The organism is Shumkonia mesophila (assembly GCF_026163695.1).
Lineage (GTDB): Bacteria > Pseudomonadota > Alphaproteobacteria > Rhodospirillales > Shumkoniaceae > Shumkonia > Shumkonia mesophila.
Genome location: NZ_JAOTID010000014.1, coordinates 41999 through 57446, shown reverse-complemented (window position 1 = coordinate 57446; position 15448 = coordinate 41999). Strand labels below are relative to the sequence as shown.

Sequence of the window (15448 nt, the reverse complement as noted above, 5' to 3'; positions counted from 1 at the left end):
AGGCGTTTTCAATGCTCGAAACCCTTTCGTCCGCCCAACGGTTGAAGACCCGGTTCGAGTTGCTGCCCGTCCTTGTGCGCGCCGCGAACGTCGCCGGATTGGCTTTCGTCATCCTGTTGCTCGTCACCATCGTCGCCAGCCTCGCCCCCGGATTCCTTTCTCCGTTCAATCTATTCACGCTGACACGAAACCTGGCGATCGACACCGTCATCGGGTTCTCGATGATGGTGGTGCTGGCGACCGGCGGCATGAACCTCGCCATCGGCTCGATCGGCGTCTGCGCCATCATGGCAACCGGCTACCTGCTGGAGGCGCTCGGCCTGCCGATCATCGTCTCTATCGCCGGCGGACTGGCTGTTGCGGCCATCCTCGGGTGGCTCAACGGCATCCTCATCGTGCGCACGGGCATCCACAGTTTCGTCATCACGCTGGCGACCGCCAGCCTCTATTTTGGCGCCATGCTGATCTTGACCAAGGCCGAGGCGTTCCGCGAACTGCCGGCCGCCTTCAATGCACTCGGCAAGGCGCGCTTCGGCCCCTATTCGGCATTGCTGACCGTCACCTTTGCGGTGGGGGCGGCGCTGCTCGTCCTCTTCAAGTATTCCCTGGTCGGCAGACAGATCCTGGCGGCCGGAGCCAACCCGGTCGCCGCCAAGCTTTCGGGCACCCCGGTGGAGCGCGTCATCGTCGTCGCCCACGTGCTGTCCGGGCTGTGCGCCGGCATCGCCGGCGTCATGGTGGCGGCGCGGCTGGCCGCGGCCCTTCCTTCGGTCGGCCAGGACTGGCTGCTGCCGTCGTTCCTCGCGCCCCTTCTTGGCGGCACCTTATTGTCGGGAGGCATGGTTTCGGTGGTGGGGACGCTCCTCGGTGCCGTACTGGTGACCGTACTTCAGAACGGCCTCGTCCTTCTCAATGTGGGCAGCTTCTGGATCCAGTTCTTCCTGGGATTGACGCTTCTCGTCGCCGTCGGCCTCGACCGCTGGCGCAGCGTCTATGTGCAGCGCGCGGGGTTGAAACGATGATCAGGACCCCTCTCGTTCGCGATCTCATCCATGCCGAATGGATGCCGCTGCTGGGGATCACGGTCTTCTTCATCGTGGCGTTGTCGCTGATCGCGCCGGCCTTCCTCACGGAATACAACCTCTTCGTCATGTTGCGGATCCTGTCGGTGACGGGCATCTTCGCGATGTCGCAAATGATCGTCATCGCGGTCGGCCAAATGAACCTTGCGGTCGGCGCGATCGGCGGCCTCGTCGCCATCCTGTTCGGTGGGATGATGGAGGTTTACGGCATTCCCGTCCCGTTGGCCGCGCTGGCCGGCATGGCGGTGGGTATCGCCACGGGATGGCTGAACGGGGCCATCATCGCCTATTCGGGAATCAACGGTTTCGTCGTCACGTTGGCGATGCTGTCGATCTATACCGGCCTCAACTACGGCATCACCGAATCCATCCCATTCTACCACATGCCGCAGGCGCTGCTCGATTGGTACGACGGCAAGGTCGGCCCGATCCCCAACATCGTCGCCATTCCCATCGTATCGGCCATCATGGTCAGCCTGTTCTTCTCGCGCACCCGGCCCGGGCGATACATCCTGGCGACCGGCGGCAACCCGGCGGCGGCGGCCCTTTCGGGCATCTCGATCCAGGGCAGCGTCATCCTGGCCCACACGGTTTCCGGCGCCCTGGCGGCGTTTGCCGGCATGGTCGCGGTGGCCCGGCTCGGCACCGCGGAACCGACCATCGGCGTCGATTGGCTGCTGCCATCCTTCGCCGCCCCCGTCATCGGCGGCGCCATCCTCTCCGGCGGCCATGTGTCGGTCATGGGCACCATGATCGCGGTGGTGCTGATCGTGCTGCTGGAAAACGGCCTGCTGCTGGCCCGTACCGACCCATACTATGTCCAGTTTTTCCTGGGCATGCTGATCCTGGCGGCCGTCGTCTTCAACCGATGGCGGACGGTAAAAGCGGAAAAGGCCCCCACTCCGGTTGCGCAGGAGGCGGCCCCATGACAGCCGGCGCCCTGCTGGTCGAAAACGCGACCAAGGTCTTTCCCGGCGTCAAGGCGCTGGACCGTGTTTCGATGGCGCTCAACTCCGGCGAGATCCATGCCCTGCTTGGCGAGAATGGGGCGGGCAAAAGCACGCTTATCAAGATCGTCACCGGCGTCTACCGTCCGGACGAGGGCGAAGTGCAGATAATGGGCAAGGCCGCCAGCTTTTCCTCGCCCCGCGACGCCTTCGCCGCCGGCATCGGCGTCGTCCATCAGGAGCGCAACCTCATCCCCCGCTACTCGGTTGCCGAGAACATCATGATCGAACGGCTGCCCACCAAGCGGGGTCTGATCGACCGCGGCGAGATGAACCGCCAGGCGTCGCACTGGCTGGCGGCGCTCGACCTCGCCATCGCCCCCGAGATCCCGGTGAACCGCCTTTCGGTCGCCCAGATGCAACTGGTCGAAATCGCCCGCGCGCTTTCGCAACAAAGCCGTATCCTCCTGCTCGACGAACCGACCGCCTCGATCACCCACAATGAAATCGAGGTGCTATTCGGCCTGCTGCGCCGGTTGAAGGACGACGGCGTCGCCATCCTGTTCGTCACCCACAAGCTGGAGGAGGTCTTCGCCCTTTGCGACCGGGTCACCATCCTGCGCGACGGCCGCAACGCCTGCGCCGGGGTTCCGATCGCGGACATCGACAAGCGGCAGGTGGTCGCCCACATGGTCGGCCGCGACGACGCCCTCGGCGACATCGGAAAACGTCGGGCGAACCTGGGCGAGGTCAAGCTCGAGCTCAAGGGTGTTTGCACCGCGCTCGGCCATCGCGGCATCGACCTTCAGGTCCGCAAGGGCGAAGTCGTCGGCCTTTACGGCCTGGTCGGCGCCGGACGCAGCGAACTCGCCAAGGCGGTGATCGGGGCCGAGAAGATCACCGGCGGCCAGATCCTGGTCGACGGACGGTCCGCCGTCATCAGGAATGTCCGCGACGCCCTGCAAAGGTGGCGCATCGGTTACGTTTCCGAGGACCGCAAGCAGGAAGGCCTGATCCTCGCCCATTCGGTCGCCAAGAATACCGGCATCACGATCTGGCACCGGTTGGGGGGCATCCTGAAGCTGTTCACCGACAAGCAGGAGCGCAAGGCCATCGGTCCGTTCGTCCAAAAGCTCGACGTGCGAACGCCCTCCCTGGACCAAGACGTCGGCAACCTGTCCGGGGGCAACCAGCAGAAGGTCAGCGTCGCCAAGTGGCTGGCCGCGGAATCCGAAATCCTGATCGTCGACGAGCCGACCGTCGGTATCGACATTCGCACCAAGGGATATTTGCATCGTCTCATATGGGACCTAGCCGAACAGGGGGTTGCGGTGGTGTTGATCACCAGCGATCTCGCCGAGATGGTCCTGCTGGCCGACCGGGTCGTGGTGATGAGGGATTTCCGAGTGATCGGGGATCTGCTCAACACCTACAACTACGAGCAGATGAGCCGGCAAATCATGGGCCGCATTCACGAAGCCAGACTGGACGAAGAACATGAAGGCGGCGTCTCTGCATTCCAGGGAGCTTAGATCATGGCAGACCCAACAGTTCGCGTTCCGCTTGCGAAAACCGGCCTTACCGTGACCCGTCTGGGCATCGGCACCGCGCCGATCGGCAATCTTCTCAGCGTGGTGCCGGAAGAGGATGCGGCGGCGGCGATCGAAGCCGCCTTCCGATCGGGCGTCCGCTATATCGACACGGCGCCCTTCTACGGCTATGGCCTGGCCGAACAACGAGCGGGGCGCGGCCTCGCCGGGCGCCGGCGCGACGATTTCGTCGTCTCGACCAAGGTGGGCCGCCTCATCCGTCCCGGCAAACGGACCGGCAACGAGGTCTATGGCAACAACCAGTCCTTTTATCTGGCCAACGACGAAATGTGCTGCGTGCTGGACTACAGCTACGACGGCGTCATGCGTTCGCTGGAGGACAGCCTGAAGCGCCTCAACCTCGATCGTGTCGACATCCTGCACATTCATGACCCCGACGATCATTTCGAACCGGCCGTCAAAGGCGCCTACAAGGCCCTCGACCGCCTGCGAAGCGACGGGACGATCCGCGCCGTTTCGGCCGGCATGAATCAGTGGGAGATGCTGTCGCGCTTCATGGATCACGGCGATTTCGACTGCTTCCTGCTGGCCGGCCGCTACACGCTGCTCGACCAGACGGCGCTGCCCGAGTTCATGCCGAAATGCGTGCGCAAGGGGGTCTCGGTTATCATCGGCGGCGTTTACAACAGCGGCCTGCTGGCCGATCCACGGCCCGGCATCACCTTCAACTATGTCGAGGCGCCCAAGGAATTGATCGACCGCGCCCGCCAGATCGAGGCGGTCTGCCTGCACCACGGCGTTCCCCTGAAAGCCGCGGCCATTCAGTTCCCGCTGGGCCACCCTGCGGTCGCCACCGTCCTCACCGGGGTCCGCTCCGCCGAGGAATTCAAGGAAAACGAACGCCTATTTCGCCATCCGATCCCGGACGGCCTGTGGGCCGAACTCAAAGACGAAGGCCTGCTCGCCGAAGAAGCACCGGTGCCGAAGAACGAGGAGGGCGTGGCATGACCCGTCGTCTCGTCATCGACTCCCACCAGCATTTCTGGGACCCGAGTCGTGCAGAGTACCCCTGGATGACCGATGCCTTGGCGGCCATCCGCCGGCCCATCGGGCCGGAGGACATGCGGCCCATCCTCCGGGACAGCGGAGTCGATCGTACGGTACTCGTCCAGACCCGCTCGGACGTCGAGGAGACCCACGAGTTCCTGGCCATCGCTGCAAAGACGGATTTCGTGGCCGGCGTCGTCGGCTGGGTGGATCTGACCGATCCCGCGGTCGGCGACAGGCTGGCGGAAATCCAGGATGGGCCGCATGGCAAATGGCTGGTCGGCATCCGCCACCAGGTCCACGACGAGGAAGACCCGGCATGGGCCGCCCGCGACGATGTCGTCCGGGGTATCGGCGAAGTGGGCAAGGCGGGGCTGGCTTACGATCTGCTGCCCCGCGAACGCGAGTTGCCGGCCTGCCTGAAGACGGTCGACACGCATCCGGATATGCGGTTCGTGGTCGACCACATCGCCAAGCCCCGGATCGCCGAGGGGGTGATGGAACCGTGGGCATCGCGCTTAAAAGAGATCGCCGAACGACCGAATGTGTACTGCAAGCTTTCGGGCATGGTCACCGAGGCCAGTTGGACGGCGTGGACGGCGGACGATCTGAGGCCCTACATCGAGTTCGTCATGGAGTGCTTCGGCGAGGATCGGGTGATGTTCGGGTCCGATTGGCCGGTATGCCTGCTGGCCGCCGACTACGCCACCGTCAAGGGAACCCTGGAGGCCATCCTGGGGGCGACAGAATCAGCCGCCAGTGCCAAGGTTTTCGGCGCCAATGCGATGGCCTTCTACGGGCTCACCGAAGGAAAGCCGGGGGTGTCGCGGGCGAAGCAGACGACCCGCGCGTCATAAACCCAGGAATCGACCAACCATCGTCAACGGAGGCGCCAATGCCGGTGCTGTTCGGACAATCGTTCTCCCGCCGCGAACTGGCACGGCGGGTTGGCGACTTTTCACAGGTTTTCGGGGTCGAACTCCTTGCCTACGAAGACGGGCCGGAACGGGCGCTGCGTTTGCTGAGGTTTCGTACGGGTTCAGGCCTGAGCTTCGACATTCTGATCGACCGGGCCATGGACCTTGGCGGCATGACGTACCATGGCGTGCCGATCGGCTGGCATTCGCCGGCCGGCTTCCGTCACCCCTGGCTGCATGAGGTCGATGCGGAAGACGGCCTTGGGTGGCTACGCTCGTTCTCCGGAATGATGAACACCTGCGGGCTGGATCACATCATGGCGGCGACCGAGGACACCGCCGAACACTACTGCTACCCCGACCGCAAGCGCGTTTTCCATGGCCTCCACGGCCGCATCAGCTATCAGCCGGCGCGCCTCGCGGCATATGGGGAGCGCTGGGAGGATGAGCGCTGCTTCCTCTACGCCGAAGGAACGATCCGGCAGGCGGCGATGTACGCCGAGAACCTGGTCCTGGAACGACGCATCGAGGTTGAGGTCGGCACCGATACGGTTCATTTCCAGGACCGGGTCCGCAACTTGGGTTTCTATGCGACCCCGCACCTCCTCCTCTATCACGTCAATCTCGGCTGGCCGGTGGTCGACGAATACACGCGCCTGGTCGCTCCCATCGAGGCAACGCCATTCACCGCCCACGACCCGAGGGCGAGCCGGTTCGGTCCCATCGAGCAGGCCGAACCGCAGGCCCGTTTCCATCAGCAGGTCTATGAACACCGGATCGCCATGGAGGCGGACGGTACGGCGCATGCGGCGCTCGTCAACGGCGCCTTCGAGACCCCGGCGGGGGAACGCGGCATCGGCCTGGAAATCGCCTGGGACGGCAAATCGATGCCCGCCCTGTTCCAGTGGCAGAACCTTCAGGAAGGAAACTATGTCGTCGCCATGGAGCCTGCGACCGTCCACGGAGGAAGCCGCGAAGACTGGAAGGCCCGAGGCGAGATCCACATGCTCAATTACGGCGAGGGCCGGGACTATCGCCTGGCCATCACGCCGCACGCAGGTCAAGCAGCGATTGAGGCGCTGAATCACCGCTTGGTCCGATCGCGCTGACTGCTCGCCTCCGCCCACCGCCGCTGACCACACCACACGGCTTGCCCGCTTGCCCAAGAAGCAGAAGCAATGGCGTCGAATGCCGTCGACCCATTGACTCGCCGGAGCTACGCCGCCAGCGTGCGCGTTCGTTCGCCTGAAGCCGCGTTCGCTTGATGGGTAGAATGAAATTTTCAGACATATTAACAAGCAAAATCAAAGCGTTACTTGTTAAAAATGGCGGTGCAGGCAGTCTGGCGCGAACCCGTCTCTGGTCTTTGCTGCCTGTTAATCAGGGAAAATACAGGGAATTTCTGCGAATCCGACCTTTTATGGACTTGGATCTCCACTCTAACCCCCTGACTTAAATAGGCTAAACCGGCAATTTCCCTGAGGGACAGAACAAGGAACTTTTATCCCTTGGCAGGGAAACAAAGTCGATAAACAGGGAGTAGTCGGTCCCAAAAACGAGGGAGAAAAATCAGATGACTAATGCTTCAAATCGGTGGCTCAAAACCATATCGGTTGGCATTCCAAGCTGCCGCACAACTGTTCTAGGCTGTTCTGTCCCACGATGTGACGGCATGATTAATCATGCCCCGCCGACCAGATCTTCTGCTATGCAACACGCCGCCGTCGTCCCAAACAGCCGCCGCAACAGGTCGCCATCGCGGAAGCGGTCGTGTCGGTTCTTCGAGAAGGTCGAATGATCGGGGACCGTTCCCTCCAGGCCGAGGCGGCAGAACCAGCGATGGGCGAGACCGCCCGTTCGCCCATCGTCGCCGCTTCCTCCCGTTCCCAGGAGAATTGAATCAGGAAGTCATCCCCGCAGCAATCCTCACATTTCCAACAGAAACTGCCGTAGTCGGCCGGGCGGTTCTGACCTTAGCAGCCTGCCGGTTTTAATCAGACTCCAATGGGCTTACGTTCAATTGCCTGTCGTTTAGCAGCCGCTTGCGCCTGATATTGAGAATCGGCGGCACAACCAGGGCAAGAACGGACATCAGCAGGAAACCGGCGGACACGGGAGAACTGACAAAGGTGGTGAAATCGCCGTTGGAAATGAACAGCGCCCGGCGGAAATTCTCCTCGACCAGCGGCCCGAGTATGTAACCGAGCAAAACCGGAGCTGCTGGATATTTCAGCACCGACATCATGTAGCCAAGCAGGCCGAAAACGATGGCGATGAACACGTCGAAAACAGAGCTGTTGACGCTGTAGACCCCGACGCAGATCAGGAAAATGATCGTCGGGTAGAGGATCTGACGCGGTATGGCCAGAACCTTCACCCAGACACCGATCAGCGGCAAGGTCAAAACGACAAGCAGAATATTGCCTACCCAGAAACTGGCCACCAGCCCCCAGAACAGGTCCGGCTGTTCGTGGATCAATTGCGGACCGGGAACAACGCCGTGCAGGATCATCGCGCCCAGCATGAAAGCCATAACCGCGTCGCCCGGAATCCCAATGCATAATGTCGGAATGAACGCCGCCTGAACCGAAGCGTTGTTTGCCGCCTCCGGTGCTGCAATCCCTTCCACCGCACCCGTGCCGAAACGCTCGGGCGTCCGCGATACGCGCTTTTCGATCGCATAGGCCAGAAAGGCGGCGATGGCGGGACCGGTGCCTGGAAGTGCGCCAATCCACGAACCGATCAGCGAGCCTCGCACGGCCGGTTTCACAGCCCGTACAGCTTCCTCTCGCGTCGGGAGGAGGTGCCGCAAGCTAAAGACCTTGCTGTCGGTCGGCATTTTTACTTCGGGCCGGGTCAGACTGGCCAGTACCTCTGCGATACCGAAAAGACCCATCGCCATGGCAACAAGGCTGATGCCATCCGTCAGTTGGACAAATCCGAGCGCTAAACGATAGGTGCCTGACGTTACATCCGTTCCGACCACTCCGAAGATCAATCCCAGCACCACCATCGCCAGTCCCTTTACAGCAGAACCGAGAGACGCAGTCGAAGCGGCGATCAGGCCGAGCAGCATGACAGCAAAATACTCAGGCGCACCAAAGCTCAGGGCGAACTTCGCAAGCGGCGGCGCGAAAGCAACGAGGATCAGAATGGCAACCGACCCACCGAAAAAGGAACTCAACGTCACGATAAAGAGAGCCTGACCGGCCCGGCCGCTCCTGGCCATCGGGTTACCATCGAGGCAGGTCGCCGCAGCGGACGGCGTGCCGGGGATGTTCAAGAGGATTGACGATGTCGAGGCGCCGTATTGCGCGCCATAGAAAATGCCGGAGAGCAATATCAGCCCGTGAACCGGCTCCATGTAATAAGTCAGCGGAAGACAAAGCGAAATAGCCGCCAGGGCGCCGATGCCGGGAAGAGCGCCAACGAATGTGCCAAGCAGAACGCCACTAAAGCAGATGGAGAGCGCCTGCCAGGTCAGCGCGATTCCAAAGCCGGACGCAAGATCGCTCAATATGCTCATGATTCAGCCCCAGAAAACATGTAGTGAAAGCTTCAAGCCAAGCACGAATAAGACGTAGCCGGCCGCTGTCAGCGACAATGCGAGAACGGCTCCGCCGAACGGCTTCAAGCGGGGCTCACCAAAGACATAAAGCGCGATCAGCGCGATCGTGGCTGCCAGGAGGCCTGCTGTATTGATCAGCAAACCCCAAGCGATGATGCCAAGCGGAATAAACAACACAGGTGCGATACGGTGTGCTTCCCTCGAGCCAGATGCTTCCCGCAAAGACATAAGCGCCAAGACCATCAGAAGAACACCGAGCCCGACGGGAAAAACGCCGGGCCCGATGTCATTAAGATGATATCCCAGGCCATAATGCCACCCGGCCAGCGTCACGACAGCGCCGAGTATCAAGAGGGCACAGGAGAACACGAGGTCGGCACGCCGGCCAAACCGGAGGGAATTTCTCATTTTAGTTGCAATCCAACGAAGCGTTTAGCGGCCAGTATCGACCTTCTGGACGACCGGACGCCAAGTGTCGTCGATTTCACCCAGAAAGCTCTTAAATTCCGCCGGTGTCGTCACTTTCGTCAGCGAACCCAGATCTGCAAACTGTTTTTGCACGCCCTTGTCGGACAAAGCTACAGTCAGGGCCTTCGAAATGGCATTGATGACGTCGTCGGGCGTTTTCGCCGGAGCAAGCAAACCGGTGAATGTCACGGCCTGAAAGCCGAGTTTAGAAGCCTCCTTAAAGGTCGGGACATCAGGAAGCGTCGGTACGCGTTCATCCGAGGTAACAACAAGCGGAACAACCACACCTTCCTTGATATGCGGCAAAATAACCGAAATCTGGTCGAAGCTGAAGGCCGTTTCCCCGCCGAGCAGAGACGTAACAGCCGGTGCATTGCCCTTGTATTGAACGATCCGCCATTGCTTGCCGGATTTCTCCATCATCAACTCGGCGGCAAGGTGATTGGTCGTGCCAGCACCCGGTGACGCCATCAGCAGACCTTTCGAGTCCACTTGATCCAGAAGCTTCTGCAGGCTGTCGATATGAAGGTCCGCGCGGACACTCAAAACCATCGGCGTAATGGAAACCGCACCAATCGGAGCAAAGTCCTTTTTCCAGTCATATACATCTGGTCGCTTCATCGTCATGGGCGCGAAAAGCAGAGGCCCGTTGGCCGCCATGAACAGCGTGTAGCCGTCTGCATTGGCGCCCATTACATATTGCGCAGCGATCATTCCTCCTGCGCCCGCGCGGTTTTGGATGACGACCGGCTGGCCGAGCAGCTCTCCCATTTTCGGCGCGATGATGCGTGCTGCGCTGTCAACGTTGCCACCAGGCGGATATGGAACGACGATCATGACCGGTTTCGTGGGGAAATCGGCAGCGTGAGCAGCCATCGGCATGACGCTTGCGACGGCCACCGTCAAAATTTTGAGCAAGTTACGCATAGTGCCTCCCTAAAGCGTTAACGTTCTCCTCTTTCCCGGCAAAGACACGAATGCCATTCGCCGCCTGATAATACGAGTGACGGCATTCAAATCCGCAATCAACAAAGAAACGTCAAAACTTCCATAATATGGAATTTTGAGGAGTTTTTCTATTTTTCGCGCAGCCGGACAATGATCGTGTCCCTGGCAGTGACACACCGATTCCTACATGATCGCTCGCAAAGCAGTCTCTTGATGATCTCTCGAATCATTGTCGTCGCCCGGCTGGAGAGTCGATGCCGGCGACCCTACGCGCGCACGGTTAACGACCGGCAAACGACGCCCGATTCGGCTGCCAATTTTACTGCCTTTTTTCGGAGTCACATCCGGACAGTGACGGGATTTTTGTTTTCGGAGAACACCTTTTACCGCTGGAAGTCGAAGTTCGGCGGGATGGTGGTTTCGGACGCCAAATGGTTGCGGATGCTGGACTCCGCTTCATCAAACCCGATAAGCCGGTCCAGAATGCCTATGTCGAGAGTTTCAACGGCAAATTCCGCGACGAATGCCTCGACGAAAACTGGTTCGTCATCGGCACATCGCGGGCTGTGGTGCTGTTGGGTGGCGGCGGGGCGATACGGTATGCCGCGCTGGCGCCAGAACTATAACGCCCGCAGGCCACATTCGGCCTTGGGTGGATCATCAAATCGTACCGACACCGTCTGCGGGGCATGCCCCGGAGACGGTGTTTATTTTTGCCCTGCTCGTGCCGCCGTTTCTCGATAGCGGGCGCAAGCGGCAGCTAAGGTCAGAACCGGGGGAAGGGCTTCTCGGAAGATCCGGCCTTGACAGCCTCCTGATGGGACAGCTCAGAAATGTTTTCAGCCGCCTTGTGCAGGAGGCTTATCAGGCTAGGCAAACGCCTCTTGCTCTGCCGGGACAGGACCGCGATTGTGCTGATGGCGGCAATCGGCCGACCCACCACATCGCAAACCGGCATGGCGATCGCGCTTGAGCCCTTCACAATGGCCTGACTGATGTAGACATAGCCTCGCTGGCGGGCCACCGCAATGCGCTCTTGCAATACGGCCTGCGGCATTTTGAAAGGAGAAAGTCTCTCCGCATTCTTCTCCAGAATGTCCGTCGCTTCCGCCTCGGGCATCCGCGATAGCATGGCGACACTGTTGGCACTAATCCCCAAAGGACGGCGGGAACCGATCTCGATTGATAGAACCTGGATCGGATAACTGCCAATCTTGCGGTCCGCGCAGACTGTATCCAATCCGCTTCGCACCGTCAGGAAGACCGCGTCCCCCACTTCATCGCTTAATTCTCGCAAGGTCGGTCCCGCCAGTTCGCGAAAGCGGCGCACGCCGGTGGAGAGCCCCAGAAGGGTCAGCTCGCCACCGATAACATACCGCGCGCCGCCCCGAATACGCTCGATGAGGCCGCGCTCCTGCAGCTTTGCCAGAATTCTGTGCGCTGTCGGCTGGGGAAGCCCGGTCCTGCCGCTTATGTCCTTCAGGCGAATTCCCTGTGAGGAGGCGGTCGCAATCAGATGCAGAATATCGAAGGCCCGATCGATACTTTGCGCACCGGCCAGCCTGGTCTTTTCCATGACGCATCAAACTCCGTATTTCTTCCATAATATGGAACTTACAACCATTTTCAATTGCCAAATTCGCCGAGCTTGTGTCACGAAACACCCTCAATGCGCTCGCGGAATGGAGGAAGCGGCATGGGTCGGGATTTGCTCAAAAATGGGTTCAAGACGGCGCTTCTGGACAAGCAGCCGATGATCGGACTCTGGTGCACACTTGACGGCGACACGGCTACGGAAGTGGCGGCGGTGGCTGGCTACGATTGGCTGCTGTTCGATACGGAACATACCCCCAGTTCGGACCGGGATGTTCTGCGCAAGCTGCAGACCGCGGCGGCCTATCCGGTTTTTCCGGTTGTCCGCCCCAGTTCCAACGACCGGGTTCGCATCAAACGGCTCCTCGATATCGGGGTCCAGACGCTCCTTATCCCTTACGTCGAATCGGAAGCTGAGGCGGTCTATGCGGTGGGGGCAACGCGCTACCCGCCCGCCGGCAAACGCGGCGTGGCTGGTGCCATGCGCGCCGCGCGTTACGGCACAATCCAGGCATATCAGGTGCGTGCGGATGATGAGATCTGCGTTCTCGTGCAGATCGAATCCCGCGCCGGGCTCGACAATCTCGAAGCAATCGCCTCCGTCGAAGGCGTTGACGGGGTCTTCGTCGGCCCGGCCGACCTCGCTGCTAATTGCGGTCTCAAACTGCCGGAAGACAGCGCCGAACTCAGAAAGACAATCGAATCCGCGTTTGAACGAATTCATAAGGTCGGCAAACCCATCGGCATACTCTCAACCGTTGAATCGGACGCCCGGCACTATCTCAACCTCGGCGCCACCTTCGTCGCCATTGGTGTTGATACCAGCCTGCTGATGCGCTCGAGTGCGGACTTGGCCAAAAGGTTCAAAGAATAGGATGTAAGGCCTTTTCGCCGATCTCGGGATGCTCAGCCAAATGGCTGCCTCGAGTCAGATTGCGCCTTGGGTAGGAAGCAGACTTTGGCTGCGAGTTGAACGAATGGCCGAAGTGACCAGGACACGATCATTCGAGGCTTTTGGAGCCATGGCCGTTGCCGTTCTTGCCGCCCTGGTGGCTGTGGCCGACCGTCAAATGAGGGACCCTTCTTGACACTGCGCTGAACCGACAGCAAGACGGCCGCCTTCGCCAAGGCCGGCTTCAGCACCGCCACCGGCTATCGTATTGAGGTCGGTCCTCGGCTTCCCTCTACCAACCAGATGCCGCAATCACGGCAACGGCGCGACGGACGACTACGATCAGCATGGTCAACCCCGGTTACAACATCAAACGTCTGGTCTTCCCGGGAAGCGCCTAACCGGGACGAGCCGAGCCTGTGAACAAAGGGCGCGGCTCCCTACTCGCGCTCCGTTCGAACCACCGGAAAGCCATCACTCCAGTCCGTCTTCTTCGTCCGGATTCATTACCCATAAAAAGCTCAAGCGACGACACCGACAGGAACTCTCCACGTTCAAGATGTGGACGTTCTCCGCAGGTATTCGATTGAAGGACCTATTGCCGGGTGAAGGCCTCTAGAAATTGAAATGCGGCCGAGTCGGGCTGTTCAAGCCGTGCCTCGACAAGCAAAGAAGGGTGTTCCATGACTACCAGTTTTTCTCTACCCACCAAGATGTTGTCCGGTGCCGGATCATTGAACGACATCCCGAAAGAGCTACAAAACTTCGATGCCCGGAAAGTTCTCATCGTCACGGACCCGGGATTGTTGATGACCGGATTACCCGAACAGATCGTCAAGAGCCTGACCGCCGCCGGACTTTCCGTCGACATCTACTCGTCGGTCGAACAGGACCCCAGCATCAAAACCGCCCAGGCGATTGCCGAGGTGGCGCTTTCGGTCGGAGCGACCGCATTCATCGGTATCGGCGGTGGCAGCTCGCTCGATGCGGCCAAAGCGGGTTCGCTTCTGGCCACGCACAAAGGGCACCTCAAGGACTACGCCGGTGTGGACAAGGTGCCGGCACCCATCCTGCCGGTCGTTGCCGTTCCGACCACGGCCGGCTCGGGCAGCGAGGTCACGATGTTCGCCGTCATGACTGATACCGACCACGACGAAAAATTCACTCTCGCCAGCCCTCACCTTGCTCCACGGATCGCTATCCTGGATCCCAGTTGCACGGAGAAGCTGCCGCCAGCCTTGACTGCGATGACCGGCATGGATGCTCTGACCCACGCGGTCGAAGCCGCCTGTTCGAACATTGCGCAGCCCGTCACAGATGCCCTAGCAATCTCCTCCGTCCGGCTCATCTTTTCGTCGCTGGCTAAGGCGGTCCAAGACGGCAGGAGTCTGATCGACAGAGAAAACATGCTTCAGGCCGCGTTCCTCGCTGGTGCCGCCTTTAATTCCGCCTATCTCGGCCTGTGCCATGCCCTGGCGAGCCCTCTGGGCGCCCATTTTCACATTCCGCACGGACTTGCCAACGCCATTGTTCTGCCCTTCGTGATGGACTTCAACGTTGGGGTCGCCGTGAACAAATACGCTGCTCTCAGCGTTGGAGCAGGTCTGAGCAGGCGTGGCGACCATCCACGAGAGGCTGCCGAGAAATTGATCGATGCGGTTCGCACACTTCAGAAAGACATCGGCACACCGATCCGGCTGCGCGATGCCGGGGCGAAAGAAGACGTCCTGCCTTTGGTGGCCAAAGACGCTCTGAAGAGCATCCAATTGCGGTTCAATCCGCATCCCGCGGCCGAAGCGCAGATTTTGGCCGTATTGAAGGCGGCCTATTAAGGAAGATCGAGGTCCAAGTCCGGGAAAGATAAAAAAAACAGCCTGCCGGCGAGCAGTCACGTTGGAGAGAAATGACACTTTTGCCATGCACGATCTAGCGACCGAGGATGTGGTGGACCACGGCCGCCGGTCGTCGGAGTTCGACCTTGTCCGGCGAGCGTAGCCGCCCCGATCGATGTTACTGCCGCACTGGTGCAGGGATTGCGGGACTGTCGCATCGGCGGTGGCGCGAACGCCCCTCCACGCCGACGGCCATGTCGAGCTTCGGGTGATCCAGCCCGATGTGAACGGGTGACGTCCCGCACGGTCGGGGGCGGAGCAGCAGGACCCCGCCGCGACGCTGCTGGCCCAGCCCATGTGAGCGCCGAAGCGGTCGGCTGCCCGGGAGGCGAGCCACCCCTCGCCGAGGAATTCAGCGGTCACGTCCTTGCCGCGAATGGGCCGGATGACAAAGCCGTCGGTCATGAAGAAAGGCACCTGTGGTCGGGTTCAGGCGAAGCGTGGGCCGAGGGCGGCGGCGAGGATGTATGGGCTCAGGCGGCGCGCAAGAACGGCTTGCCCGACCTCATCCCCAGTCTTTGATCACAACCCCACCGTCAGTGCG

The 15448-nt window shown here is 60.8% G+C and carries 12 protein-coding genes and 2 pseudogenes; 9 read left to right on the top strand and 5 right to left on the bottom strand.

Annotation, left to right across the window (positions count from 1 at the left end):
- The first annotated feature begins 11 nt into the window (after positions 1 to 11).
- Genes ODR01_RS19765 through ODR01_RS19740 form a run of 6 tightly spaced genes read left to right on the top strand, consistent with a single transcriptional unit; the run spans position 12 to position 6652 of the window.
- Complete coding sequence (locus ODR01_RS19765; RefSeq protein ID WP_316979425.1) at positions 12 to 1022, top strand: ABC transporter permease; 1011 nt, start codon at positions 12 to 14, stop codon at positions 1020 to 1022.
- The gene (locus ODR01_RS19760) at positions 1019 to 2011 is read left to right on the top strand and encodes an ABC transporter permease (protein ID WP_316979424.1); all 993 of its coding nucleotides are present in this window, start codon (positions 1019 to 1021) and stop codon (positions 2009 to 2011) included. The genes ODR01_RS19765 and ODR01_RS19760 overlap by 4 nt, the downstream gene beginning before the upstream one ends.
- Positions 2008 to 3561, top strand: coding sequence for a sugar ABC transporter ATP-binding protein (locus tag ODR01_RS19755; protein ID WP_316979423.1), 1554 nt, complete (start codon positions 2008 to 2010; stop codon positions 3559 to 3561). Before ODR01_RS19760 ends, ODR01_RS19755 begins: the two co-directional genes overlap by 4 nt.
- 3 nt (positions 3562 to 3564) lie before the next feature.
- The gene (locus tag ODR01_RS19750) at positions 3565 to 4587 is read left to right on the top strand and encodes an aldo/keto reductase (protein WP_316979422.1); all 1023 of its coding nucleotides are present in this window, start codon (positions 3565 to 3567) and stop codon (positions 4585 to 4587) included.
- The gene (locus ODR01_RS19745) at positions 4584 to 5483 is read left to right on the top strand and encodes an amidohydrolase family protein (RefSeq protein ID WP_316979421.1); all 900 of its coding nucleotides are present in this window, start codon (positions 4584 to 4586) and stop codon (positions 5481 to 5483) included. Before ODR01_RS19750 ends, ODR01_RS19745 begins: the two co-directional genes overlap by 4 nt.
- Before the next feature lie 38 nt (positions 5484 to 5521).
- Positions 5522 to 6652 carry an aldose 1-epimerase family protein gene (locus ODR01_RS19740; RefSeq protein WP_316979420.1) on the top strand — a complete coding sequence of 377 codons (1131 nt, stop codon included), beginning with the start codon at positions 5522 to 5524 and terminating at the stop codon, positions 6650 to 6652.
- A gap of 577 nt (positions 6653 to 7229) precedes the next feature.
- Here the strand turns inward: ODR01_RS19740 and ODR01_RS19735 are convergent.
- From ODR01_RS19735 to ODR01_RS19720, 4 genes and pseudogenes are all read right to left on the bottom strand, one after another.
- Positions 7230 to 7391, bottom strand: a pseudogene (locus ODR01_RS19735) (transposase); the annotation flags it as partial.
- A 142-nt stretch (positions 7392 to 7533) separates the two neighbouring features.
- On the bottom strand, positions 7534 to 9069 hold the full coding sequence (locus ODR01_RS19730; protein WP_316979419.1) for a tripartite tricarboxylate transporter permease: 1536 nt from the start codon (positions 9067 to 9069) through the stop codon (positions 7534 to 7536).
- Between the two features lie 3 nt (positions 9070 to 9072).
- On the bottom strand, positions 9073 to 9519 hold the full coding sequence (locus ODR01_RS19725) for a tripartite tricarboxylate transporter TctB family protein (protein WP_316979418.1): 447 nt from the start codon (positions 9517 to 9519) through the stop codon (positions 9073 to 9075).
- A 24-nt stretch (positions 9520 to 9543) separates the two neighbouring features.
- Entirely contained in the window at positions 9544 to 10506 is a 963-nt protein-coding gene (locus ODR01_RS19720) for a Bug family tripartite tricarboxylate transporter substrate binding protein (RefSeq protein WP_316979417.1), read from the bottom strand.
- A 461-nt stretch (positions 10507 to 10967) separates the two neighbouring features.
- On the opposite strand from ODR01_RS19720, the pseudogene ODR01_RS19715 reads away from it, so the two are divergent.
- A pseudogene (locus ODR01_RS19715) lies at positions 10968 to 11271 on the top strand (integrase core domain-containing protein); the annotation flags it as partial.
- 22 nt (positions 11272 to 11293) lie between these two features.
- On the opposite strand, the gene ODR01_RS19710 reads toward ODR01_RS19715, so the two are convergent.
- Positions 11294 to 12103 (bottom strand): IclR family transcriptional regulator, encoded by an 810-nt coding sequence (locus ODR01_RS19710; protein ID WP_316979416.1) that lies wholly within the window; start codon positions 12101 to 12103, stop codon positions 11294 to 11296.
- A 120-nt stretch (positions 12104 to 12223) separates the two neighbouring features.
- Between ODR01_RS19710 and ODR01_RS19705 the strand changes: the two genes are divergently transcribed.
- Both ODR01_RS19705 and ODR01_RS19700 read left to right on the top strand, forming a co-directional pair.
- Complete coding sequence (locus tag ODR01_RS19705) at positions 12224 to 12994, top strand: aldolase/citrate lyase family protein (protein WP_316979415.1); 771 nt, start codon at positions 12224 to 12226, stop codon at positions 12992 to 12994.
- Between the two features lie 701 nt (positions 12995 to 13695).
- Entirely contained in the window at positions 13696 to 14844 is a 1149-nt protein-coding gene (locus tag ODR01_RS19700) for an iron-containing alcohol dehydrogenase family protein (RefSeq protein WP_316979414.1), read from the top strand.
- The last annotated feature ends 604 nt before the right edge of the window (positions 14845 to 15448 follow it).

Coding starts and splice junctions, on each gene's coding strand:
- ODR01_RS19725 (WP_316979418.1), bottom strand. CDS start 9,519: ATGAGAAATTCCCTCCGGTTTGGCCGGCGTGCCGACCTCGTGTTCTCC.
- ODR01_RS19765 (WP_316979425.1), top strand. CDS start 12: ATGCTCGAAACCCTTTCGTCCGCCCAACGGTTGAAGACCCGGTTCGAG.
- ODR01_RS19720 (WP_316979417.1), bottom strand. CDS start 10,506: ATGCGTAACTTGCTCAAAATTTTGACGGTGGCCGTCGCAAGCGTCATG.
- ODR01_RS19745 (WP_316979421.1), top strand. CDS start 4,584: ATGACCCGTCGTCTCGTCATCGACTCCCACCAGCATTTCTGGGACCCG.
- ODR01_RS19760 (WP_316979424.1), top strand. CDS start 1,019: ATGATCAGGACCCCTCTCGTTCGCGATCTCATCCATGCCGAATGGATG.
- ODR01_RS19710 (WP_316979416.1), bottom strand. CDS start 12,103: ATGGAAAAGACCAGGCTGGCCGGTGCGCAAAGTATCGATCGGGCCTTC.
- ODR01_RS19740 (WP_316979420.1), top strand. CDS start 5,522: ATGCCGGTGCTGTTCGGACAATCGTTCTCCCGCCGCGAACTGGCACGG.
- ODR01_RS19730 (WP_316979419.1), bottom strand. CDS start 9,069: ATGAGCATATTGAGCGATCTTGCGTCCGGCTTTGGAATCGCGCTGACC.
- ODR01_RS19705 (WP_316979415.1), top strand. CDS start 12,224: ATGGGTCGGGATTTGCTCAAAAATGGGTTCAAGACGGCGCTTCTGGAC.
- ODR01_RS19750 (WP_316979422.1), top strand. CDS start 3,565: ATGGCAGACCCAACAGTTCGCGTTCCGCTTGCGAAAACCGGCCTTACC.
- ODR01_RS19755 (WP_316979423.1), top strand. CDS start 2,008: ATGACAGCCGGCGCCCTGCTGGTCGAAAACGCGACCAAGGTCTTTCCC.
- ODR01_RS19700 (WP_316979414.1), top strand. CDS start 13,696: ATGACTACCAGTTTTTCTCTACCCACCAAGATGTTGTCCGGTGCCGGA.